We start from the raw sequence: 23,004 nt of genomic DNA, 5'->3' as shown, positions 1-23,004 counted from the left end.
GGTCTTTTGTACACGTTCATATTTTTTCAATTTGAACTCTTCCGGAAAAGAAAGTTGCTCCACCGCCCATATCAGCTAATCGATCAGGCGTCAGCGCATTGACGAGATAATGCTTCCCATCTGCATCCGCCCATAATCCTTGGCTGACGGCCACACCCGGAAGGACGTGTTCTCCGACCGCAGCGGGCAGGATACATGATCCGCGGTCATTCCAAACCTTCACCAAATCTCCGTTTTCGATGCCTTTTTCTTCGGCATCCTTTCTATTTAAGTGAAGTTTCGGCTCCTTTTCTAATTTGATATGCTTTTCATTGTTTGAAAAGGTCGAATTTAAAAAATTATGATTCGGTCCGGGTACAAATAAAAACGGATACTTGTCAGTTTCAACAAGCGGGGTATGAGTCGGCAGGCCCGGATAGCCGTGCTGTTCCATCAGTTTTGAGTACAATTCAATTTTTCCGCTGGGCGTTGGCAGTTTATCAGGAAAAATCGTTTTCCGATTGGCTTTGACAAAATGCTTTTCAGTCAGGCTGTCGTAGTCAATGCCGTCGAGCCACGGATTATCAGGGTAGTCAAGCGCCTGTCTGACCATCTCTTCGTCGGAATCTTTCAGCGGTTCATCATCAAAGCCCAGCGCCTCAGCCAAAAGTCTGAATACTTCTGTATTTGACTTGCTCTCACCGTATTTTTCAATAACAGGCTGCTGAATTTGCGCATAATGGTGCCAATATGATGTATAGAAATCCGTATTTTCGAAAGCGGAAGAAGCCGGTAGGACGATATCGGCATACCGTGCCGTTTCCGTCAGGAATAAATCGTGAACAACCGTGAATAAATCTTCGCGCTCAAGCCCTTTCCTGACTTTGTTCGCCTCCGGCGCGACGACGGCCGGATTGCTGCTGTACACAAACAGCGAACGGATCGGAGGCTCGGTTTCTAGGAGAGCTTTGCCGAGCTGATTCATGTTGATGACTCTCGGCGTTCTGCCTTTTAGTAAATCGGGACGCTGCAAAGCTTTTGTATTATAGGCCAAAAATGCCGTGTTGCCTTTGATCGCTCCGCCTCCTTTTTTCGTCCATTGGCCCGTGATCGCGGGCAGGCACGCGATGGTGCGAACAATCATTCCTCCATTGTCATGATGCTGAAGACCGTTGCCGATCCGGATCAGGGAAGGGGAGGTGCGGCCGTACAAGCGGGCGAGCTCGACAATATCATTCCGGGATACGCCGGTGATTGCCTCTACAGTGGCGGGATCGTATTGCAGTACATGGCGACGGAGCTCTTCATGGCCGACTGTAAATTCTTTCAGAAATGGTTCATCAGCCAAATTTTCCTCGAATAAGACATGCATAATGCCAAGCGCAAGCGCGCTGTCCGTGCCGGGACGAATCGGAATAAACCAATCCGCCATCCGCCCGGTCTGATTTTTATGAACGTCGATCACAACGATTTTTGCACCGTTTTTCCGGGCTTTTTGAGCAATAGTGATTTGATGCATGTTGGTTGAGACTGCATTGATTCCCCAAAAGATAAACAGTTTTGTTTCCGTTGTATCTTCAGGGTCTGTGCCGATGCTTCCGCCCATCGTGTATTTATAGCCGACAGAACCGGCAGGAGTGCAAATCGCCCGGTCAAGCTGGCTCGACCCGAGGCGGTGAAAAAAGCGCCTGTCCATTCCTTCAGCCGTCAAATTCCCCATATTGCCGTAAAAGCTGTAGGGCAGAATGCTTTCGGGGCCTTCCTGTTCAATGAGCGACTGCCAGCGGGAGCGAATCGTTTCAATTGCTTCATCCCAGCTGATCGGTTCAAAAATCCCGTCACCTTTTGGACCCGTCCGTTTCAGCGGAGTTTTCAGCCGTTTGGGATCATAAATACGCTCCGTCATATTGCGGACTTTATTGCAAATATTGCCCTGTGTGACCGGATGGTCCGGGTCGCCTTGTATTTTAACGATTTTTCCGTCTTTTTTATGAACGAGCAGCCCGCATTGATCCGGGCAGTCGAGCGAACATACGGATTTGAAAATCCCGTCTTTTTGATCAACAAATGACTCCATGGAATCCGTTCCTTTCCGATAAAATGAATATGATTCTAGCATTATATCACAAAATCTCGTCAATTCTGAAAATAAGAGCCGAAAGAATCGCGGCAGAACAACGATAAAAAAGGATGCCCCTGGAAGGACATCCTTTAAGTTTTTGTTTATTCTTTATCAAAATCAGGCGCGACCGCTTTTTTAATAAATAAAGCGGTAAAGAAAGCGATACAGCATAAAGCAAGCGCAAACCAGTAGGCATGGTGAACACCGTGAGTCATCGCTTCATGCACGATTTGTGGGCTTGCGGCTTCTTGTCCGGCAAGATAGCTTTTCTGGCCTTGGCTCATGATGCTGACGAACACCGAAACACCGAGTGCGCCTGCAACAGGCTGAAGCGTGTTGGCGATTGCCGTTCCATGAGGATATAAATGTTTCGGCAATTCGTTTAATGCATTCGTCTGCGCAGGCATCATGATGGCTGAGATCGACAGCATCAAGATGATGTACACAATAATAAACGCCCAGACCGGCACCGAAGGATTGATCCTACTGAAGAAAAACATCACGCCGACGAGAACGATCGTACCCGGAATGATGAGTTTTCTCGGCCCGAACTTATCGAATAAAGCGCCCATGGCCGGTGACATGAGACCGTTTAGCAAGGCCCCGGGCAAAAGTAAAAGCCCTGCTGCTTTGGCTGTAAAACCAAGCGGTCCTTGCAAATACATCGGCATCACGATTTCGGAAGCGAACATCGCCATAATGACAATCACAAATAGGCAGACCCCGCGCGTGTAATTTTTATAGGCGAACACACGTACATCGAGCAACGGTTGTTCAAGCTTCAGCTGACGAAGCACGAACAACACGATACTGATCAGGCTGACGATGATTACACCGATGATCAGAGGGGACTGAAACCCTTCCGGAGCCTCTCCGGCACTGCTGAATCCGTATACGATTCCGCCGATCCCGATGGTTGAGAGAACGATCGATAAAAAATCAGCCCGCGGGCGCGTCGCTTCTCCGACATTTTGCAAATACTTCACCGCAAACAAGATTGAAAATACTGCAAAAGGGATGACGATAATAAACAGCCAGCGCCAGCCGAGGATGTCAACAATGACGCCCGAAAGAGTGGGGCCGATCGCCGGAGCAAACATGATGACCAAACCGAACGTCCCCATGATTTTCCCGCGGACTTCAGGCCGATAAATGAGCAAGAGCGCGTTCATAATAATAGGGATCAAGAGACCTGTACCGACCGCCTGAATCATGCGCCCCGTCAAGAGCATCGGAAAATTCACTGCACAAGCGGCGATGATGGTTCCGACTAAAAAAATCGACATGACGCCGATAAACATCTGTCTTGTCGTGAACCATTGAATCAGTAAAGCGGAAATAGGCATTAAAACACCCATGACAAGCATAAATCCGGTTGCCAGCCATTGAACAGTCGGGGCATCAACGTGAAAGACTTCCATCAGCTCTGTTAATGCGATGTTCAACAGCGTTTCATTTAATATTGCAAAAAATGCACCAATCATGAAGGTGACTAATATTGCTTTAGAATTAAACTTTTTCTCCATATCAAACCTCCTGTAATACAATTTACCCAAAAACATGACGACAAATGATATGTAGGATTCCCAGATATCCGGAGTCCCAATTTGTTTCTTTCGTTTTTCATCTTATATAATAACGTGTCTCCACCGCCGTTCATTGTTTTTCTTCATGATTGGCAACTATATGAGTATACTCGGTTTCACCCATATTTACAATAAAATTGTCAGGTTCATCTTTTGAAGTTAACGTATGGATGATTATGAAAAGACAGGGAGGGAAGGACATAGATCATCTTTTCAGTCAAATCAGCCGATTATTACAGGTATAATTTACCTGTATTGCTGGCAGCTGTTCTGACTGAAGAAATTTATCTCCGGATCCTTTCCCTGATAGATACTAAATCTGAAGAGTTCTTTTAAATGCACTGTCGACTCCCGTATTTATTTGGGCAACAGACACCATTACAATATTTCGATATATCCCTCTGTGCCATGCACGCGAATTTGTTGCCCATCTTTTATCAGCCCAGTCGCATTCTCCACTCCGACGACTGCCGGCAGGCCATATTCGCGTGCGATCACTGCTCCGTGGGTCATCAATCCGCCGACTTCGGTGACCAGGCCTTTTATGGATACAAATAATGGTGTCCAGCCTGGGTCGGTAAAGGAGGTGACTAATATATCTCCATCTTCCAGATCGGCATTTTCCATGTTTAAAATGACACGTGCTCTTCCTTCTATCACTCCGGAAGAAACAGGCAGGCCTGCAATCGCATTAGGCGGCAAATTTTCTCGTTTGTACGCACTTGTAATGATTTCGCCATCAGACGTGATCACACGCGGTGGAGTTAGTTTTTCATATAATTTGTACTCGTCTTTCCGTTTGCTGATGATCTGGTTATCTATTTTTTTTGTGCGTGCGACTTCGTAAAGCTCTTCAAAAGTGAGGTAGTATATATCTTCTTTTTCATGAATAACGCCCGCTTGTACGAGTTGTTCGGCTTCTTTCAGCAATGCCTGCTTATATACGAAGTAGCGACTGACTATGCCGTATTTTGGATATTCCCGGTAGCCGATGAAATTCCGGATGAGATCGATCATTCGTTTTGTTTCTTTAGCTTTTTGTTCACCATCCGGTAATTGCTTCAATCGATCAATTAACTCTTGTTCTTTTTCCAAAGCAGCCCGCCGCCCTTGCTCAAACTTTCGATTGCCGGCGTTAGGCTCGAAGTTTTTGATATGACTAAGAATCATGGGGACAAGTGTAATTGGTTTTTCACTCCAGCGAGGTCTTGTAATATCAATTTCTCCGGGACACCGCATTCCGTATTTGCTGAGATAATCATAAATAGCGTCTTGAATTTCCTTTCCACCATCAAACTTAACCAGTTCATCGAGAAAGTTATCTTCTTTTGCATGCTGCAAATAATCAATCACTTCTGGATAAGGGCGAATCACATCCGCGACATCCATCAGCTCCAGACCCATTTCCGAAGTAATATTGCCCGGTACAGATTGAGAAAGGGTATCAGCGGCGTTTTTTTCGCCTAGCCACTTGTTCATGTTTTCATTGATCCATGTTGTCGCATTTATAGCAGCCATAAACACAGCCGTACTTTGCGGGTCAAATACGATCTTCTTTAATTGCTGGATATCTTCCAGTATAAAATCAAACAAATCCGATCCCGATTTCGCTTGGATGTTTTGCTTTAACTCTTCGATCGATGTTTGATTGCGCTTCATCAAATCAGAAACGATTGTCGGATCGTTCTCGAATTGCACCGGCATATCTGTTTGACCGTTGCCCGGAATCGGTGCTGTTTGATCATTTGGCATCAATTTTATAAAATCTCGCTCGATTACGGTCATGATTGCGTCTTTTGTAAGCGGATCTGCTCCCACGGTGTTTAATAAAGCTTCCCGGCCGGCACGTGTCGTCAGCCTAGGCGCAACATCAACAAACAATCTCCCGCCGGCTTTACGCATAGGTGCAGGAGTAATTAACAGATAAAAAGACAATCCCAACGGTTTAATGGGATCAGTCATCATTTGCTGATGACCAACAGATAGATAGACGTGATTTTCTTGATCATTCGCTTCAGGGATCGGGAATAAAGTCGTGATCGGCCGGCTCTGAACAATATAAAATGTATCATCAGCCAAACACCATTCGATATCTTGCGGCTGGCCGAAATGAGCTTCGATCTGTCTTCCGATACGTGCCAGCTGTAAAATTTGCCCATCAGTGAGTGCTTGAGACATCTGCTGATCAGGATCGATCTGCTTTGTCTCTGTTCCGCCTTGTGCTCGTCCATAAATCGCCAATTTCTTGGCCGCTATTCTCTTATCGGCGATTTGTCCGTTTTGCACTTTATAATAATCGGCAGAGACCAAGCCGGAGACCAGAGCTTCTCCAAGTCCAAAACCGGCATCGATTGAAAGCAGTTTCCGGTTGGAAGTCATCGGATCAGCGGTAAATAAAATTCCTGAAGCATGCGGGAAAACCATCTTTTGAATGATAACGGATAAATAAACTTGCCTGTGATCGAATCCATTCTGCATACGGTAGATGACCGCGCGCTCCGTAAACAGGGAAGCCCAGCATTTGCTGATATGCTGCAAGATCGCATCCTTGCCGATAACATTTAAATAGGTATCTTGTTGACCCGCAAAAGAAGCATGCGGCAAATCCTCGGCAGTCGCGCTAGAACGCACTGCATAAGCATGTTTCTCGCCAAATTGAGAGAGATAGTGAGCAACTGCTTTCACAACATCAGCAGGAATTTCTGCTTCCATAATGATTTGCCGAATCTTCCTGCTGATGTCACTAATTTGATCCCGATCCTCAACTTTTAGCATGGCCAGTTGAGCCAGCAACGCTTGGAACGTTTCGTTTCCTTTGACGGCTTTTTGAAATCCTGCTGTCGTGACGCAAAAGCCTTCTGGTACTTGTATTCCTTGAATTTTTGATAATTCCCCTAAATTTAACCCTTTTCCCCCGACAAGCAAAAGCTGTGTTTTTTCCATTTCATGAAAACCGAGAACGAAATGACTCATTCTGCATCTCTCCTTCGAAAAAAAATTTGACAAGAGCTTTCTGATATGGTAGACTTAAAATGTAAGATGGGGTATCTATGACATTTAATTTTAAACGTGCGTGATCTGATTATATCATCGCGTCTGTTTTTATGCAATATTAAAAGAACCTGGTAAAACCATGGTTCTTTTTTTGTTTCTTCATGCAATCGAATATAACGATGGCCGATTTAATCCGGTCGGTTCGCGGAAGATGCCAGCTGCGCAGGCGGTTTATTCTTCGCAAGTCGTCATATTTGCAAAAACGTAGTTTATTTTCCTATAATTTAAACGTGTGATACATATAGAAAGGAAGTTTTTCATATGCAATCTTTACAAAACAAAACCGCTCTGATTACAGGAGGGGGAAGAGGGATCGGCCGCGCAACAGCGATTGCCCTTGCAAAAGAAGGCGTACATATCGGCCTTATCGGCCGTACAGCTGCGAATCTTGAAAAAGCAGCAGAGGAATTAAAGGCGTTCGGCGTAAAAGTATCTGTAGCCGCAGCTGACGTAAAGGATTTAACAGCTGTAGAACGTGCAGTCCAATCCGTAAAAGGAGAGCTTGGACAAATCGACATTCTCATTAACAATGCCGGGATCGGCGGGTTTGCAGGATTTCTTGAGCAATCCCCCGAGGAGTGGGAAAATATTGTCCAGGTGAATCTGATGGGAGTTTATAATGTAACACGCGCCGTTCTGCCTGAAATGATCGAAAGAAAAGCCGGCGATATTATTAATATTTCTTCTACAGCAGGCCAAAGGGGAGCAGCCGGGACTAGCGCCTACAGCGCGTCTAAGTTCGCGGTACTCGGACTGACCGAATCGCTGATGCAGGAAGTCAGAAAGCACAATATCCGCGTGAGTGCTCTTACACCGAGCACGGTTGCGACGGACTTGGCAATCGACTCCAAATTAACAGACGGCAATCCGGAACGCGTCATGCAGCCTGAAGATCTGGCGGAATACATGGTTGCCCAACTTAAACTGCATCCGCGCATTTTTATTAAATCAGCGGGCATGTGGTCTACAAACCCTTAAACAATCAGGAAAGGACAGGCTTGAAACAGCCTGTCCTTTTTTCGTGCTATTTTTGCGAAAGGCGTACGGGGAGATGACGGACGCCGAAGACAAACGGACTTTGAATCGCTTCAAGCTCCTCTGAGCTGTCCTTTTCCACGGATGCATGCCGCAGCAAGTAATCGAGTGCGACTTTCGCTTCAAGCCGGGCAAGGGGAGCACCGAGACAAAAGTGGATGCCGAAGCCGAAGCTCATATGAGGGTTTGATTTACGATCAAGCTTAAAGCTGTCAGGGTCGTCAAATTTCAGTTCGTCACGGTTCGCTGAAGCGACCCAGTTGATCACCGTGGAACCTTTTGCAATCCGCACGCCTTTGATGTCAAGGTCTTCAGCCGCCGTGCGGCCGATTGCTTGCACGGGCGGATAATACCGCAGTGTTTCTTCAACAAAAACAGGAACGAGGGACAAATCTTGCCTTACGGCTTCCTGTGTGGCTTTGTCTTCGGTGAGATAGCGGACGCTGTTTGCGATCAGGTTAGTTGTCGTTTCGTTGCCTGCGACCAAAAGAATGATGCAAAAATTCAGCAGTTCTTCTTCTGTCAGCGACTTGCCGTCAACTTCTGCCCGTAGCAAAAGCGAAATCAGGTCGTCTTTTGGCTCTTTTTTGCGCTGCTTGATAATGTTTTTAAAATAATCCGCCAAAAACCGATTGCCTTCTTCACGGCGTTTGTACATCTGTTCAGCGGCTTCAGCCGAGCGGTCTTCCGCACCTGCGACAAGGATGTCTGAATAATGTTTAAACATGAGGCGGTCTTCAGCCGGAACGCCCAAAAGTTCAGCAATGATAATGACGGGAAGGGGAGCAGCCAAGTCATCCACCACATCAAACAAATCCTTCTGTTTCGCTTCGTTAAATAAAAAAGCCGTCACTTCTTCGATATGCGGCTCAAGCTCTTTCACCGCTTTCGGCGTAAAAGCTTTATTAACGATGGCCCTCATTTTTGTGTGTTTCGGCGGGTCCATTGTTAATATGCTTTTTCCTTCCATATTACCGCCGCGTTTTGAAGAGAAAAGCTTCGGGTTTTTTAACACGAATTGAACGTCTTCATACGAAAAGATATCCCAGCATTTTCGCTCATCATCGTAACGCACAGGAGATGTCTTTCTGATCCGGTTATAAATCGGGAACGGAAACAGCCGGTCATTGCTGGAGCTGATTTCTTTCATCGGAATCCAATTGGCATAGTGCTTGCTTGATTGAAGTGAATTTGAATTTGCCACGTCAACTCTCTCCTTTAACATGAATCGTTTATACATGATGAACCGGTTCAATCTTTACGTTATCACTATTTTTACAACGGTTTCAACGGACATATCATGAAAAAATTGTCAATTGGCCGAAAGTATCGGATCTGAAAAAGGAAAAAAGGCGAGGTATGCTCACAACACCGGGAACATCAGCTCAGAGATGGATGAAAAAAACGAGGCCGCACCTGATGAGGTACGGCCTCGATCTTTCAGCTTACGGCTTCTTCCCGGGAGAACTGGCTGTTATACAAATCGGCGTAAAAACCGTTCTCGCGGAGAAGCTCTTCATGGCTGCCTTTTTCAATAATATCTCCGTTTTTCATCACAAGAATCAGGTCGGCATCTTTAATGGTAGAAAGACGGTGGGCGATGACAAAACTCGTGCGGTTAGCCATCAGTTTGTTCATCGCTTTTTGAATATTCATTTCCGTCCGGGTGTCGACACTGCTAGTCGCTTCATCCAATATTAAAATCTTCGGATCGGCTAAAATGGCTCTCGCGATCGTGAGGAGCTGCCGCTGCCCTTGCGAGATGTTTTGGGCATCTTCGCCCAGTACCGTATCATAGCCGTCCGGCAAGGTACGGATAAAATCGTCGGCATAGGCGGCTTTTGCCGCCCTGATGATGTCTTCATCTGTTGCGCCATCACGTCCGTAGGCGATGTTTTCGCGGATGGTGCCGTTGAACAGCCATGTGTCCTGCAAAACCATCGCAAACATGCTTCTGGCCTGTTCGCGCGACAGTTCGCTGATGTCAGTGCCGCCGACCTTGATGCTGCCTTTGTTTAATTCATAAAACCGCATCAGCAAATTGATGATCGTCGTTTTTCCTGCACCAGTCGGTCCGACGATCGCAATTGTCTGGCCTTCTTTGGCATGGAGGCTTAAATCGCGGATGACCGGAACGTTTTTATCATAGCCGAAGGCGACACGTTCAAACGATACATCGCCTTTTAATGCGCCGGTATCGATGGAAGCCGGCGTCTCCTCGGTTTCCTCGTCTTCGTCTAAAAGACTGAACACCCTTTCGGCGGATGCGATTGCCGATTGGATTGTATTCGCGATTCCGGCAGCTTGAACGAGCGGCTGGGAAAATTGCTGCGTGTATTGGATAAAAGCCTGCACGCCTCCGATTAAGAGGGTGCCGTTAAGAACGAAAATACCGCCGGTTATGCTGACAAACACATAGCCGAGGTTGCCGATGAATGTCATGATCGGCATCATCAGACCTGAAATAAACTGCGCTTTCCAGCCTGACTGGTAAAGACGCTCATTCACTTCATTGAATTGCTGAATCGCTTTTTCTTCATGACCGAATGCCTTTACTTCCTGGTGCCCTGTAAACATCTCTTCAACGTGTCCGTTGATGTCGCCGAGTTCTTTCTGCTGCGTGCCGAAGTGTTTCTGCGAAAATGAGGCGATAAATCGGACAGCGAGCATGCTGAGCGGAACCGTGATGAAGACGACGAGCGTCAGCACAGGGCTGATCAGGAGCATCATGACGATGATTCCGACTATGGTAATGACAGACGTAATCATTTGCGTCAGCGCCTGCTGCAGTGACGTATTAATATTGTCAATATCATTGACGGCGCGGCTGAGCGTATCGCCATGCGAATGCTTGTCATAGTACTTTAAAGGGAGTCGCGTCAGCTTTTCATTCACTTCCTGGCGCATTTCGTATATCGTTTTCTGGGCTACGCCGGCCATCAGGTATTGCTGCAAGAACGTAAAGAAAGCAGAAAGCAGATACAGTCCTGCCAGGATCATCGTGATCCGGCCGAGAAAGCCGAATTGAACACCGGTGCCTTCTGTAAAGCTTGCGAAAAGGGAAGAGGTCGCATCTCCGAGAAGTTTTGGACTGATGACATTAAACAACGTCGCCAATATTGCAGCACAGACAACGAGCACCAGCTGGAAGGTCCGCGGTTTTAAATAGCGGGCCAATCTCAAGAGGGTCTTTTTAAATTCTTTCGGTTTTGTCTCGTGCATTCCTTTTGGTATCGAGCCGTGATGCTTTTGTTGTTGGCTCATGCGCTTTCCTCCTCGGCCTGCTGTGATGCCACAATTTCCTGGTAAATTCCATTTTCAGCAAGCAATTGTTGATGGGTGCCGATACCGGCTATTTTTCCTTCATTTAATACGATGATTTGGTCCGCATCTGTAATCGTGCTTACCCTTTGGGCAACAATAATGACGGCGGCATCAGCGGTGGTTTTCTGAAGCGCTTTTCTCAGCTTTTGATCCGTTTTGTAATCAAGCGCCGAAAAGCTGTCGTCAAATAAATAAATTTCCGGTTTTCTGACCAATGCCCGGGCGATGGAAAGCCGCTGTTTCTGGCCGCCTGAAAGGTTGGCTCCGGCCTGCTCGATATCAGATTCAATTCCATTTTCCTTGCCTTCCACAAACTCGGCAGCCTGTGCCGTTTCAAGTGCTTCCAAAATTTCTTCATCTGTTGCATCTTCTTTGCCAAATCGGATATTGTCCTTGATCGTCCCGCTGAATATTGAAGCTTTTTGCGGGACATAGCCGATTTTCGCGCGAAGCTCCTTTTGCGCCATCTTTCTGACATCTGTTCCGTTGACAAGCACAGACCCTTTTTCAATATCGAAAAATCTCGGGATCAATTGAAGAATCGTCGTTTTTCCGGCCCCTGTGCTCCCGATGATCGCAGTCGTTTCACCCGGTTTTGCCTTGAACGTAATATTTTCGAGAACGGGCTTTTCAGCTCCGGCATAACGAAAAGTCACATCTTGAAATTCCACATAACCGCGCAAGCCGCTGTCTTTCTGCGGCTCTTTCGGATCGGTAATCGAAGGCACTGTTAACAGCACTTCGTTAATGCGGTCGGCAGATGCCTGAGCCCTTGGGATCATCACGAATGTCATCGCAAGCATGATCAGCGCGATTAGAATCATGGATGCATATTGAAGGAAAGCCATTAAGTTCCCGACCTGCATGCTGCCTTGATCGATGCGGATGCCTCCGAACCAGATAATCGCGATGTTCGTGAAATTCATCATAATCATCATGACAGGAAATAGAAAAGCCATGATTCTGTTGACGGCGATGCCTGTATCGCGAAACTCTTCGTTTGCCTTTTGAAAACGGGCTTTTTCTTGATCAACTCGGTTAAAGGCGCGAACGACGCGAACTCCAGTCAAACCTTCCCTGAGAACAAGGTTGAGACGATCCGTCTTTTTTTGAAGAACGCCGAATAAGGGAACAGCTTTTCTTGTAATGAGAAAAATCAGCCCCGCAAGGATCGGGAGAGCGGCCAGAAATATAATCGACAGCTTGGCATCTCTGGACACGGCAAGCACAATACCGCCGACCAGCATTAACGGCGCTCTTGTCATCAATGAAAGCATCATGTTGAGTACATCCTGGACTTGCTTGACATCATTTGTGGTACGGGTAATGAGAGAAGCAGAACCGATTTTTCCGAATTCATCCATTGAATAGTGTTCAACTTTGACAAACAGCTTGCGCCTGATATCCCTTCCAAAGCCGAGGGCTGTTTTCGAAGCGAAAAACGCTTTTCCGACAGTCATGATGATGGCCAGAAGGGAGCAGGCGATCATCCAGCCGCCGGTTCTCAATATGAATGGCATGTCGCCGTTCACGATTCCGACATCAACGACATCTGCCATTAACGTCGGCAAATAAAGCTCAAGCACACTGCTCAGCAAAGTAAAAACAGCGACAAGAATCACTTGCAGCTTATAAGGCTTTAAATATTTTAAGAGTGAGATCATTTTTCAACCTTCTTTTCACTTGTTTTTTCTCCGTGTTCGATAAACTCGGATAACTTATGAATCAAATCGGCGAACTGCCTGCTTTCATCCTCGCCCAGAAACCGAGTGAGCTGCAGGAACCACCGGTTCAGCCCTTTAAGCGCATCGTCCGCCGCTTTTTTTCCTTCATCGGTTAAAAAAATCCGGACGATCCTCCTGTCATCCTCATCCATGCGCCGAAAAACGAGCCCTTTTTTTTCCATTCTGTTCAACATCTGCGTGACGAAAGGGGAGGTGACATGCAGAGCGCGGCTGATTTCGGATGCCATTTTGCCTTCACCGCTTGCTTCATTTAAAAACATCAGCGCTTTTGCCTCAGTCTTTTTCCATTCAACCGCAGGAAAAGACTGCTTCATTTCCGCATACCGCAGCCGGTTGAAAGCTTCGATCAACTGCACAACGGTCTTGCGGCTGACTTTATCTTGTTTCATAAAAAGCACCTGCTTCTCCATTTTAATTAATTAAGTAAATAAACTAAAACACGGTATTATCATACATAGAACAACAAAAGATTGTCAAAGAAGAAACTTATAAAAAAGAAAAAACCCGATCATTGATGACATGACCGGGTCATTGTACGAGCTTCATAAAAAAATCTTTCATTTCAAGGTGGCGAAGATGTTCCGGAACTTTTTCCGAACCGACGATGATCATCGGAGCCAAGCTATCCGTTTTATAAAGTGAGCCATGGCCGCCTCCGCCAAAATGGAGGGGAGACTTTTCGCCGGCAAATTGGAACCCGGGTTTCGCGTCGGCGATCACAAACTGTCCGCGATGCGAATGCATGGCGCTGTATAGGCGGGCAAGAGCATCCGGGTAATCGCCGTATTGGATCGAGACGCCGTCTGCTTTAATGTCCAATAAAGAAAAATCTCCGCTGATCGTCCATGACTGCCCGTAAGGATCTTGATAGCCGCCTTTTGGACGAAACCGAAGCGGTTTTAAAGAACGCTTCGAATCAACATATATCCAGCCGCTTTTTTTCCACGCTGTGAAAGCGATTCGTTCGTCTTTTTTCAATTCATTGACGGCACCTTGCAGCGGCATGTTTCGATCCGTGACATAAATGTATGCCATTCTGTCGTTTACTGCAAAAAGAAGCTGGGCGTTTCGATCGGGGGCTTCGTTTATTTTAGCGATCCGGTATCCTTTAAAAAGCGAATGAAGCCGGATGGCGGCCTTGTCTTTATCGCGTCCGATCGCTGTCTGCCCGCCATCACCCATGACGACCCATACCGCTTTTTCGGCCGCATCGCGCCAAGAATCATATGCATTCAATATACGCTGCAGCTGCTGGTCCATTTTTTCGAGGCCTTTCATATCCATCGGGCCTTTTTTGTGTGCATCATGGTCAAAATCGGGCAAGTAGGCGACAGTCAGCGCAGGAAGCTTCCTCTTTTTAATTAAATAGGCCACTTCCTGTGCTGTGAACTTGTCGTTAACGCCATAACTTTGCCAAATATGGTGGTGGGGGTTATCGGGATCGAGCTGGGCAAAGCGGCCGAACGAAAAAAGAGCCGGCCCGTTTACCATCATATGTTCAGGCATCAATTTAAGCTTTTTGAGCGGGGGCGGGATATTTAATTCGTGGCGGTCAGGCCCTCTGTATATGAGCCCGTTGATGGATGCCGACTGTTTTCCTCGCACTTGCAAATCATCATGGACCGTTGTCACCTTCCGGCTTAAATGGCGGTGATTAAGAGAAAATATCCCGTCTTCGATCGTTTGTTTGATGCCGAGTGTGGCGATTTCTTTTTTATCGCTCCCGTAATTCACGATTCTCTGTTCATCCTGATCATACCAGACGAGCCCGGGAACGCGGTGGATATTCGGATAAGTTCCGGTGAGCAGGGTGCTGTCAATCGAGACCGACATGGTCGGATACGCGTTTACCACTTCAGGTTCATAATGACCGTTTTCAAGAAAGAATTTTAATGCCGGGGCGCGGCCTGCTTGAATCGCTTTTTTCAAAGGCTGATCCATCAAAGAGTCGATGATCAGGACAATGACCGGTTTTTTGGAGGATTTGACGGCCTCTGCTTCTTCATCCGGGAGTCCCAATTTTTCATTCCCGGCATTCAGCCATATAATAAATGAAATTAGCGCACATATAAAAATGGCAAGAACAATGCTTAGCTTTTTCAAAATGGCCTCATTCCTTTAATCCCATCATATGCATATTCTGGCATGGGACGCCGGAAGTTATAGTTGGTAATACGTTCTAAATGATTCACGGCAGCTCTGGGGAATCCTATTCAATTAGAAAGGAGGGTCAATGATGAAAAAGCATAAATGGTTAGCCGCATTTGCTATCATCGCGATTTTAGCCGTAATTGGCTATATCACGGTCAGACATCTTGAACCGGAATATGTATATATGCCTCCTAAAGAAAAAGTCATCTCAAAAGAAAAACGAGTGCACGGATACGATCTATGGGGAGCATTTACACCGGACAAGCCCGCCTCCGCAGAGGAGGGAGCTGTAAAGGTTGATGACCGCCTTCTCGACTTGGGACGGGAGACATTTTATAAGGAAACTTTCGGCAACGAAGTGTTTTTGACAGATATCATCGGACTCCTTGACGGTCCCATTACAGCAGCCAACATGACGAAAGCCATTGCCGGATTGAAAGGGAAAGGGACGACGAACTTGCGCATCGAATTAGCTGAAACAGTTAAGGTCGGCGGGAAAATCTTTAAAAAAGGCGAGAAGATCGACACCGGCATTGATGTTCCAAAAGGGGCATACGCACCGCTCGGCATGCCTTTCAAATACGCTGACGGAAAAATCAAAGCCGGCATCAGCTGTGCGGCCTGCCACGCCGCAGTCGATCCGAAAACGATGAAGGTGATGGAAGGCGTGACAAACTCTGATTTAAATACAGGGCTGATGCTGGCGCTGGCGACAAATTCAGCGGCTTATTTTACACATGCCGAAATTGATAATATTCAACAATTTATGAATGATAAAAGCCCTGTGATCACTGCCAGAAACGGCAAAAAAGAACGCCTTCCCGATCCGGACCGCCTCGAAGATGCGGTCGATCGCATTTTCCTGAAGTGGCCGAGAGGTTTTTTCGACTCGACGATCGATATGAAAAGCAATCCCACGCAGATTCCGGATGCCTATACATTGGGCGACCATCCGTACAGCTGGAGCGGTTCGGCAATGGCCGGTCCTTTTAAAGGCTTGACTGTGTTCAGCAATAATGTTCATGCGCAAAATTCGGACAGCCTCTCGCAAGCCCCGGCAAGCCGGGCGCTTTTCGGCATGAGCGAAGATGTTTATATCGGGACGATCCTGCAAAGGGCTCCCGTCTCAACATACAGGTATCAGCCGAAAAAAAAGGAAAGTCCGACTGCGTTTTTCAAAAAAGCCGATCCCACTCCCGGAGTACCGGGCGTCAACCAAATGGTCAAGCCGCCAAACTATCCTAACATCACATTGGCGGCGCCCGACGGCGTACTTGTGAGCTCACCCGGACGAAAAGTGAATGAAGAAAACAACGCTGTATCCGCCTGGCAAAATACACTTAGACCTCCTGATCCGCGGCAAAAAACCGACAGCCAAACCGTCAGGCGCGGCAGGCGTGTTTTTGAACAAGCGGGCTGCATATCCTGTCATGCCGGCCGGTATTTGACGAACAACAAGGTCATCTCGGTTGAAAAAATCGGAACCGAGCCGACAAGGGCCCGGTCTTTTAAGAAAACGGAAAACATATTCGGGAAAAGCCTTATTCATTCGCCTGACACACCGGTGCCTCTGCCGCGCAAACCGAAGATCCTGAAAGTCCCGACAGCCGGGTTTGACCCCGAACAGATCAAGCTTTCCTGGGCGCAGGGAGATTCCAAAGGCGGGTACAAAGTGCCGAGTCTGATCGGCGTTTACTGGCGCGCTCCTTATTTGCACGACGGAGGGGTTGCAGTGGGAAGCTCATTAAAAGAGACAGGCTTACCAAAGACGGTCATAAAAGGTAAGCAGGCGGATCCTTATAACAGTTTGCTGGCGATGATCGACAGAGATTTAAGACAGCAGGTCGTCAAAAGCAATTCGGAATCGCCCGACTTAAAAGCGGTCAGGGTAACCGGCAAAGGGCATGAATTCTGGATCGACGCCAAAAGCGGCTTTTCCGAACAAGAGCAAAAAGCGTTGATTCATTATTTAATCCATGCCGATATGCCGAAAAAGTAAGGAATAAAATGAAACGATAAGCCGCCTGAATGGCGGCTTTTTTTAAAACTTCATCACGGGAGCGGCGATATGATCGCCTTTTCGGTCCTTTGTGACGGCGCGATCCGGCTGACGGAATATGTCATTCACTTCAGCGGTTTTGACGAGTCAAAGGCCGGTTCCAGGCTGCAGCCAGTGCAGGCGAGCCCGTTTCCAGACAGAAAAAACTGGCGTCAGTATGAAAAATCAGCATAAAAAAAAGGGGATAAACATACATATATAAGATGTACTTTTTACAATAGAAGAGATGCGCAGAGAATAAATGGACAGAAAATTCAGACATTAATCATTGTTTATGATAAAATGAAAACAGCCAAGCTTTTGCGCCCGGCTGAATTCGTTGTCATACTGGCTATTGGTATTGCTGAAGGCGAGAAAAAAACTTCTTTACGAACTGATAAAAGACTTTTGCAGAAGGGGAAAGCTCCCTGTTTTTAGGGGTGATGATTCCGACTGTGCGCTTTACTTGAGGATAATCAATCGGGATCTTCTTTGTAAAACGGGGAGCCGTTTCATTAAAGGCGCTTTCCGGCAAAAGCGTCACACCCATATCAGCAGAAACCAGCCCTTTGATCGCATCCAAATCTTCGCCCTCTGAGGAAATTTTAGGCGTATATCCTACTTGCTTGCATGCATCAACAGCCATTTTTCGAAGGATGTATCCGTCTGGAAACAGCACATACTGATCATTTCTGAGATCGCCGAGATGAAGGCTTTGCTGGCCTGATAGGGGATGATTGATCGGCACGAGTGCCAAAAGGCTTTCCGAAAACAAAATGTCCCCTTTAATCTCAGCGATATTTGACGGAACAGGACCGAGAAAAGCCAAATCGATATCCCTGTTTTTCACCGCTTCGATTAAAAATTTATAAGATCCCTGCCTTAAAAGAAAAGCGACATGAGGATGCTCCTCTTTAAAAGCGGAAATAACCGTCGGGAGGAACTGGCCCGCAAGGCTTGTCGGGAAACCGATTTTAACGGTCCCGCGATTCGGGTCCAAATACTCATCGATTTGTTCCTTCGCGAAATCGATCGCTTTCATCGCTGTTTTAATATGGTCTAAAAACTGTCTCCCGATCGGAGTCAGCTTCACATTACGGCCTTCGCGCTCAAACAAATCAACACCGAGCTCTTCTTCGAGATTGGCGATCTGCCTGCTGATCGCCGACTGAGCGACATGAAGGTGCATGGCCGCTTCCGATACGTGCTCTCTTTCTGCAACTTCCATAAAATAATGCAATTGGCGTAATTCCATCGTTGTTTCACCTGCTCATCTCAAAATGAGATAGTTTTAATCTAAATTATATATTGTTTGTATAGATTTGAAAACCTACAATAGGATTAGAGTTTGTAAGATTTTATGACCGGGGACAAACGGGAAAAATGAACGGGGGAGAGGAACAATGACTTATAATCAACTACCAAAGGCACAAGGTCTCTACCGTCCTGAATTTGAACATGATGCATGCGGAATCGGCCTTTACGCTCATTTGAAGGGCCTTCCTACTCATGATATTGTCAAAAAAGGATTACAAATGCTTTGCCAATTAGACCACCGGGGCGGTCAGGGCAGTGACCCGCATACCGGAGACGGAGCAGGCATCATGATGCAGATTCCGGATGCTTTTTTCAAAAAAGTCTGCGCCGGTTTCAACTTGCCTGAAAAAGGACGCTACGGCGTCGGGATGATCTTCTTTTCTAAGGATGACAGCGGGCGCGAAAAAACCGAAGCGCGCATTAACGAGCTGATCGAACAGGAAGGACAGACAGTGCTCGGCTGGCGAACTGTACCTGTAAATGTCGGAAAAATCGGAACAGTCGCACAGAAAAGCGCGCCAATCGTCCGCCAGGTATTCATCGGAGCAAATGAAGCGATGAAAGACAATCTGGCATTCGAACGGAAGTTGTACATCATTCGCAAACAGGCCGAAAATTGGGCGAAAGAACACGACAAAACGTTCTATTTTGTCAGCCTCTCTAGCAATACCATCGTATATAAAGGACTTCTAACACCCGAGCAGGTTGATGCTTTCTATGAAGATTTACAGGACGAGGACTTCGTCTCAGCTTTTGCATTGGTTCACTCCCGTTTCAGCACAAACACGTTTCCGAGCTGGGAAAGGGCACATCCGAACCGCTATCTGATCCACAACGGGGAAATCAATACGCTGCGCGGCAATATGAACTGGATGAAAGCGAGGGAGCAGCAGTTTGTTTCCGAAGCGTTCGGCGAAGACTTGCCAAAGGTTTTGCCAATCCTCGATGAAAACGGAAGCGACTCCTCGATCCTGGATAACGCTTTTGAATTCTTTGTTCTGGCTGGAAGGAATCCGGCCCATGCTGCAATGATGCTGATTCCGGAGCCGTGGAACGAGAACCCGTACATGTCAAAAGAAAAGAAGGCATTTTACGAATATCACAGCTCTTTAATGGAGCCATGGGACGGCCCGACTGCGATTTCATTTACAAACGGAAAACAGATCGGAGCCATTTTAGACCGGAACGGGCTCAGACCCGCTCGCTATTATGTCACTAAAGACGACTACCTTATTTTTTCCTCCGAAGTCGGCGTGATTGATGTCGAACAGGAAAACATCTTATATAAAGACCGGCTGGATCCCGGGAAAATGCTTCTTGTTGATCTTGAAGAAGGGCGGATTATCTCCGATGAAGAAGTCAAATCCGAAATCGCCGGGGAGTTTCCGTACCAGGAATGGCTCAGTAAAGAACTGGTTCATGTCTCAAACGATATTGAGGAAACCGAAGAAAAATCTGTGCCTGACCTATTGACCCGCCAAAAAGCATTCGGTTTTACGTACGAAGATATTCACAAATATTTAATTCCTGTCATTACAGAAGGCAAAGACCCGCTCGGTTCAATGGGCCACGATGTCCCGCTGGCGGTGTTGTCAGACCGTCCGCAATCGCTGTTCAACTATTTTAAACAGCTGTTTGCACAAGTTACAAATCCGCCGATTGATGCAATCCGCGAGCAGATCGTCACTTCGACATTGACATGGCTCGGAGCGGAAGGCGATATTCTCCATCCGAATGAAAGCAGCTGCCGCCGGATTAAATTGTATACACCGGTCTTGACAAACGCACAGTTCAATTCTTTAAAAGGACTTGTGCATAAGGATTTCAAAAGCAAGACGATTCATACGCTCTTTACAGACGACTTGAAGAGCGGCCTCGAAGATATGTTTAAAGAAGTGGACAGAGCGATCGCCGAAGGCGTGACTCTCCTTATTTTATCCGACCGCAAAATGGACGGTCAGAAAGCGCCGATTCCTGCGCTGCTAGCCGTCAGTGCCTTGCATCAGTATTTAGTCCGCGCGGGAAAACGTACGAAAGTCAGCATTATCGCCCAATCCGGTGAAGCGCGCGAAGTTCACCATTTTGCCGCCTTGATCGGCTACGGAGCGGATGCCATTCATCCGTACCTCACGTATGCGACATACAAGCAGGCGATTGAAGACGGAGCACTTTCCATCAGCTATGAAGAAGCCGTTACAAAATACAGCAAAAGCGTGACAGAGGGCGTCGTAAAAGTGATGTCCAAAATGGGTATTTCCACTGTTCAAAGCTACAGGGGCGCACAGATTTTTGAAGCGGTTGGGATCAGCAAAGACGTCATAGACAGCTATTTCACAGGAACGGCATCACAGCTCGGCGGAATCGGTCTGGATACGATTGCCGAAGAAGCGAAGCGCCGCCACAGGGAAGCGTATGAAGATACATTCAGCGAAACGCTTGATTCGGGAAGCGATTTTCAATGGAGAAAAGGCGGGGAGCACCACGCTTTTAACCCGAAAACGATTCACACGCTGCAATGGGCATGCCGCAAAGGTGATTACAGCCTGTTTAAACAATATTCGAAAGCAGCTGATGAAGAAAGAATCGGTTTTCTCCGCAATCTCTTCTCATTTGATGAAAACCGGAAGCCGCTGCCGCTTGAAGAGGTCGAATCCGCTGAATCGATTGTGCGCCGCTTTAAAACAGGGGCGATGTCATTCGGCTCTTTAAGCAAGGAAGCCCATGAAGCGCTGGCGATTGCAATGAACCGTCTCGGCGGAAAAAGCAACAGCGGGGAAGGCGGAGAAGATCCGGCGCGCTTTACGCCTGACGCAAATGGCGATAACCGCCGCAGCGCGATCAAGCAAATCGCTTCAGGCCGTTTCGGTGTGAAGAGCCATTATCTCGTCAATGCCGATGAGCTGCAAATTAAGATGGCTCAGGGTGCAAAACCTGGGGAAGGCGGACAGCTTCCTGGCAACAAAGTGTATCCATGGGTTGCCAATGTACGCGGATCTACGCCTGGGGTCGGCTTGATTTCACCGCCGCCGCACCACGACATCTACTCGATTGAAGATTTGGCGCAGTTGATCCACGATTTGAAAAACGCCAACCGCGATGCACGGATCAGTGTAAAGCTTGTCGCTAAAGCCGGGGTCGGCACGATTGCAGCCGGAGTCGCCAAAGCGACTGCCGATGTCATCGTCATCAGCGGCTATGACGGGGGCACTGGAGCCTCACCGAAAACAAGCATTAAGCATACCGGCCTTCCGTGGGAGCTTGGACTCGCAGAAGCACATCAAACACTGATGATGAACGGTTTGCGCGAACGCGTCGTATTGGAAACAGACGGCAAATTAATGACCGGCAGAGACGTTGTCATGGCTGCGCTTTTAGGAGCCGAAGAATTCGGTTTTGCCACAGCGCCGCTCGTTGTTCTCGGCTGCGTTATGATGAGAGCCTGTCATTTGGATACTTGCCCTGTCGGGGTAGCGACGCAAAACCCTGAGCTGCGCAAAAAGTTCATGGGCGATCCGGATCACATCGTGAATTACATGCTCTTTGTCGCAGAGGAAGTTCGCGAATTGATGGCCCGGCTCGGTTTCAGAACAGTTGATGAAATGGTGGGCCGCACGGATGTCCTTCGTGTCAGCGAACGGGCGAAAGCACATTGGAAAGCGGGTCAGCTCGATTTATCAAACCTGCTATATCAGCCGGAAGGCGCACGCACATTCCGTACGCCGCAAAACCACAAAATCGATGAATCACTTGATATTACGCAAATTCTACCCGCCGTCCAGTCAGCTGTTGAAAACGGCACGTCTGCGGAAGCATCCTTTGAAATCCGCAACATCAACCGTGTAACAGGAGCCATAACCGGAAGTGAAATTTCTAAGCGCTACGGCGAAGAAGGCCTCCCTGAAGATACGATTACGCTCAGATTCACAGGTTCAGCGGGGCAAAGCTTTGGCGCGTTCGTACCAAAAGGAATGACAATGTATTTGACAGGGGATGCCAATGATTATATCGGCAAAGGTCTTTCAGGCGGAAAAATCGCCGTCAAAGCGCCTGACGAATTCAACCCTGCATTCCGTGAAAATGTTATTGTCGGAAATGTTGCGTTCTACGGTGCTACAAGCGGAGAAGCTTATATTAACGGACTCGCCGGCGAACGGTTTGCCGTCAGAAACAGCGGAGTCAGCGTTGTCGTTGAAGGCATCGGCGACCATGGCTGCGAATACATGACCGGCGGACGCGTCGCTATTCTCGGCGACGTCGGCAAAAACTTTGCCGCGGGCATGTCAGGCGGAATCGCCTACGTGTACACCGAAGACAAAAAAGCCTTTAAACGGAAATGCAATCCTGAAATGATCGAATTTGAAACACTTGAAGCACCTGAGGAAATCGCCGAACTGAAAACGATGATCGAAAACCATTACGGATATACTGAAAGCTCAAAAGCAGCTTCGATACTTGATCATTGGGAAGAGGCCGTCGGCCGGTTTGTGAAAGTGATTCCGAAAGACTTCAAGCAAATGATAGAGCGGATTAAAGAGCAAAAAGAAGCCGGCTTGTCTGATGAAGAAGCGCTGATGTACGCGTTTGAAGCCGGTACGAAGCAAAAGATTGAACCGTCTGCGGCTGCTTCATCAAAAGAAGCGGTGGCACAGTAAG

13 protein-coding genes are annotated in these 23,004 nt (G+C 47.4%); 4 read left to right on the top strand and 9 right to left on the bottom strand.

The features are described from left to right. Nucleotides 1-16 precede the first annotated feature (16 nt). From M1D67_RS11370 to ppsA, 3 genes are all read right to left on the bottom strand, one after another. Nucleotides 17-2,056, bottom strand: coding sequence for a molybdopterin-containing oxidoreductase family protein (locus M1D67_RS11370; protein WP_479831305.1), 2,040 nt, complete (start codon nt 2,054-2,056; stop codon nt 17-19). A gap of 146 nt (nt 2,057-2,202) precedes the next feature. Beyond that, a complete protein-coding gene (locus M1D67_RS11365; RefSeq protein WP_026579590.1) occupies nt 2,203-3,627 on the bottom strand; it encodes an MDR family MFS transporter in 1,425 nt (474 codons plus the stop codon). A gap of 438 nt (nt 3,628-4,065) precedes the next feature. Further along, complete coding sequence (gene ppsA, locus M1D67_RS11360) at nt 4,066-6,660, bottom strand: phosphoenolpyruvate synthase (protein WP_479831304.1); 2,595 nt, start codon at nt 6,658-6,660, stop codon at nt 4,066-4,068. A gap of 342 nt (nt 6,661-7,002) precedes the next feature. Between ppsA and M1D67_RS11355 the strand changes: the two genes are divergently transcribed. Then, nucleotides 7,003-7,719 carry a 3-ketoacyl-ACP reductase gene (locus tag M1D67_RS11355; protein ID WP_020451729.1) on the top strand — a complete coding sequence of 239 codons (717 nt, stop codon included), beginning with the start codon at nt 7,003-7,005 and terminating at the stop codon, nt 7,717-7,719. A gap of 46 nt (nt 7,720-7,765) precedes the next feature. On the opposite strand, the gene M1D67_RS11350 is transcribed toward M1D67_RS11355, so the two are convergent. The 5 genes from M1D67_RS11350 to M1D67_RS11330 all read right to left on the bottom strand — a co-directional run bounded on the left by M1D67_RS11350 (nt 7,766) and on the right by M1D67_RS11330 (nt 14,948). Then, nucleotides 7,766-8,980: a cytochrome P450 gene (locus M1D67_RS11350; protein ID WP_020451728.1), complete on the bottom strand. Its 1,215-nt coding sequence runs from the start codon at nt 8,978-8,980 to the stop codon at nt 7,766-7,768. Between the two features lie 236 nt (nt 8,981-9,216). Continuing rightward, complete coding sequence (locus tag M1D67_RS11345) at nt 9,217-11,040, bottom strand: ABC transporter ATP-binding protein (protein ID WP_026579592.1); 1,824 nt, start codon at nt 11,038-11,040, stop codon at nt 9,217-9,219. Then, nucleotides 11,037-12,764: an ABC transporter ATP-binding protein gene (locus M1D67_RS11340; protein WP_023855736.1), complete on the bottom strand. Its 1,728-nt coding sequence runs from the start codon at nt 12,762-12,764 to the stop codon at nt 11,037-11,039. Before M1D67_RS11340 ends, M1D67_RS11345 begins: the two co-directional genes overlap by 4 nt. Then, nucleotides 12,761-13,234, bottom strand: coding sequence for a MarR family winged helix-turn-helix transcriptional regulator (locus M1D67_RS11335; protein ID WP_026579593.1), 474 nt, complete (start codon nt 13,232-13,234; stop codon nt 12,761-12,763). Before M1D67_RS11335 ends, M1D67_RS11340 begins: the two co-directional genes overlap by 4 nt. A gap of 139 nt (nt 13,235-13,373) precedes the next feature. Beyond that, nucleotides 13,374-14,948: an alkaline phosphatase family protein gene (locus M1D67_RS11330; protein WP_026579594.1), complete on the bottom strand. Its 1,575-nt coding sequence runs from the start codon at nt 14,946-14,948 to the stop codon at nt 13,374-13,376. 130 nt (nt 14,949-15,078) lie between these two features. On the opposite strand from M1D67_RS11330, the gene M1D67_RS11325 reads away from it, so the two are divergent. Together M1D67_RS11325 and M1D67_RS11320 are read left to right on the top strand one after the other, a co-directional pair. Further along, entirely contained in the window at nt 15,079-16,995 is a 1,917-nt protein-coding gene (locus tag M1D67_RS11325) for a di-heme oxidoredictase family protein (RefSeq protein ID WP_079289115.1), read from the top strand. Between the two features lie 69 nt (nt 16,996-17,064). Next, on the top strand, nt 17,065-17,229 hold the full coding sequence (locus M1D67_RS11320; RefSeq protein WP_023855739.1) for a hypothetical protein: 165 nt from the start codon (nt 17,065-17,067) through the stop codon (nt 17,227-17,229). Between the two features lie 157 nt (nt 17,230-17,386). Here the strand turns inward: M1D67_RS11320 and gltC are convergent, their stop codons facing one another. After that, nucleotides 17,387-18,289 (bottom strand): glutamate biosynthesis transcriptional regulator GltC, encoded by a 903-nt coding sequence (gltC, locus tag M1D67_RS11315; RefSeq protein ID WP_020451722.1) that lies wholly within the window; start codon nt 18,287-18,289, stop codon nt 17,387-17,389. A gap of 148 nt (nt 18,290-18,437) precedes the next feature. Here gltC and gltB point away from each other — a divergent pair, with 148 nt between their 5' ends. Further along, nucleotides 18,438-23,003, top strand: a complete 4,566-nt coding sequence (gene gltB / locus M1D67_RS11310; protein ID WP_479831303.1) for a glutamate synthase large subunit — start codon at nt 18,438-18,440, stop codon at nt 23,001-23,003. Nucleotide 23,004 lies beyond the last annotated feature (1 nt).

It is taken from the genome of Bacillus sp. PK6-025, from assembly GCF_056530265.1.
This window is presented reverse-complemented; position numbering and strand designations above follow the sequence as displayed.

Coding starts and splice junctions, on each gene's coding strand:
- M1D67_RS11370 (WP_479831305.1), bottom strand. CDS start 2,056: ATGGAGTCATTTGTTGATCAAAAAGACGGGATTTTCAAATCCGTATGT.
- M1D67_RS11365 (WP_026579590.1), bottom strand. CDS start 3,627: ATGGAGAAAAAGTTTAATTCTAAAGCAATATTAGTCACCTTCATGATT.
- ppsA (WP_479831304.1), bottom strand. CDS start 6,660: ATGAGTCATTTCGTTCTCGGTTTTCATGAAATGGAAAAAACACAGCTT.
- M1D67_RS11355 (WP_020451729.1), top strand. CDS start 7,003: ATGCAATCTTTACAAAACAAAACCGCTCTGATTACAGGAGGGGGAAGA.
- M1D67_RS11345 (WP_026579592.1), bottom strand. CDS start 11,040: ATGAGCCAACAACAAAAGCATCACGGCTCGATACCAAAAGGAATGCAC.
- M1D67_RS11340 (WP_023855736.1), bottom strand. CDS start 12,764: ATGATCTCACTCTTAAAATATTTAAAGCCTTATAAGCTGCAAGTGATT.
- M1D67_RS11335 (WP_026579593.1), bottom strand. CDS start 13,234: ATGAAACAAGATAAAGTCAGCCGCAAGACCGTTGTGCAGTTGATCGAA.
- M1D67_RS11325 (WP_079289115.1), top strand. CDS start 15,079: ATGATGAAAAAGCATAAATGGTTAGCCGCATTTGCTATCATCGCGATT.
- M1D67_RS11320 (WP_023855739.1), top strand. CDS start 17,065: ATGATCGCCTTTTCGGTCCTTTGTGACGGCGCGATCCGGCTGACGGAA.
- gltC (WP_020451722.1), bottom strand. CDS start 18,289: ATGGAATTACGCCAATTGCATTATTTTATGGAAGTTGCAGAAAGAGAG.
- gltB (WP_479831303.1), top strand. CDS start 18,438: ATGACTTATAATCAACTACCAAAGGCACAAGGTCTCTACCGTCCTGAA.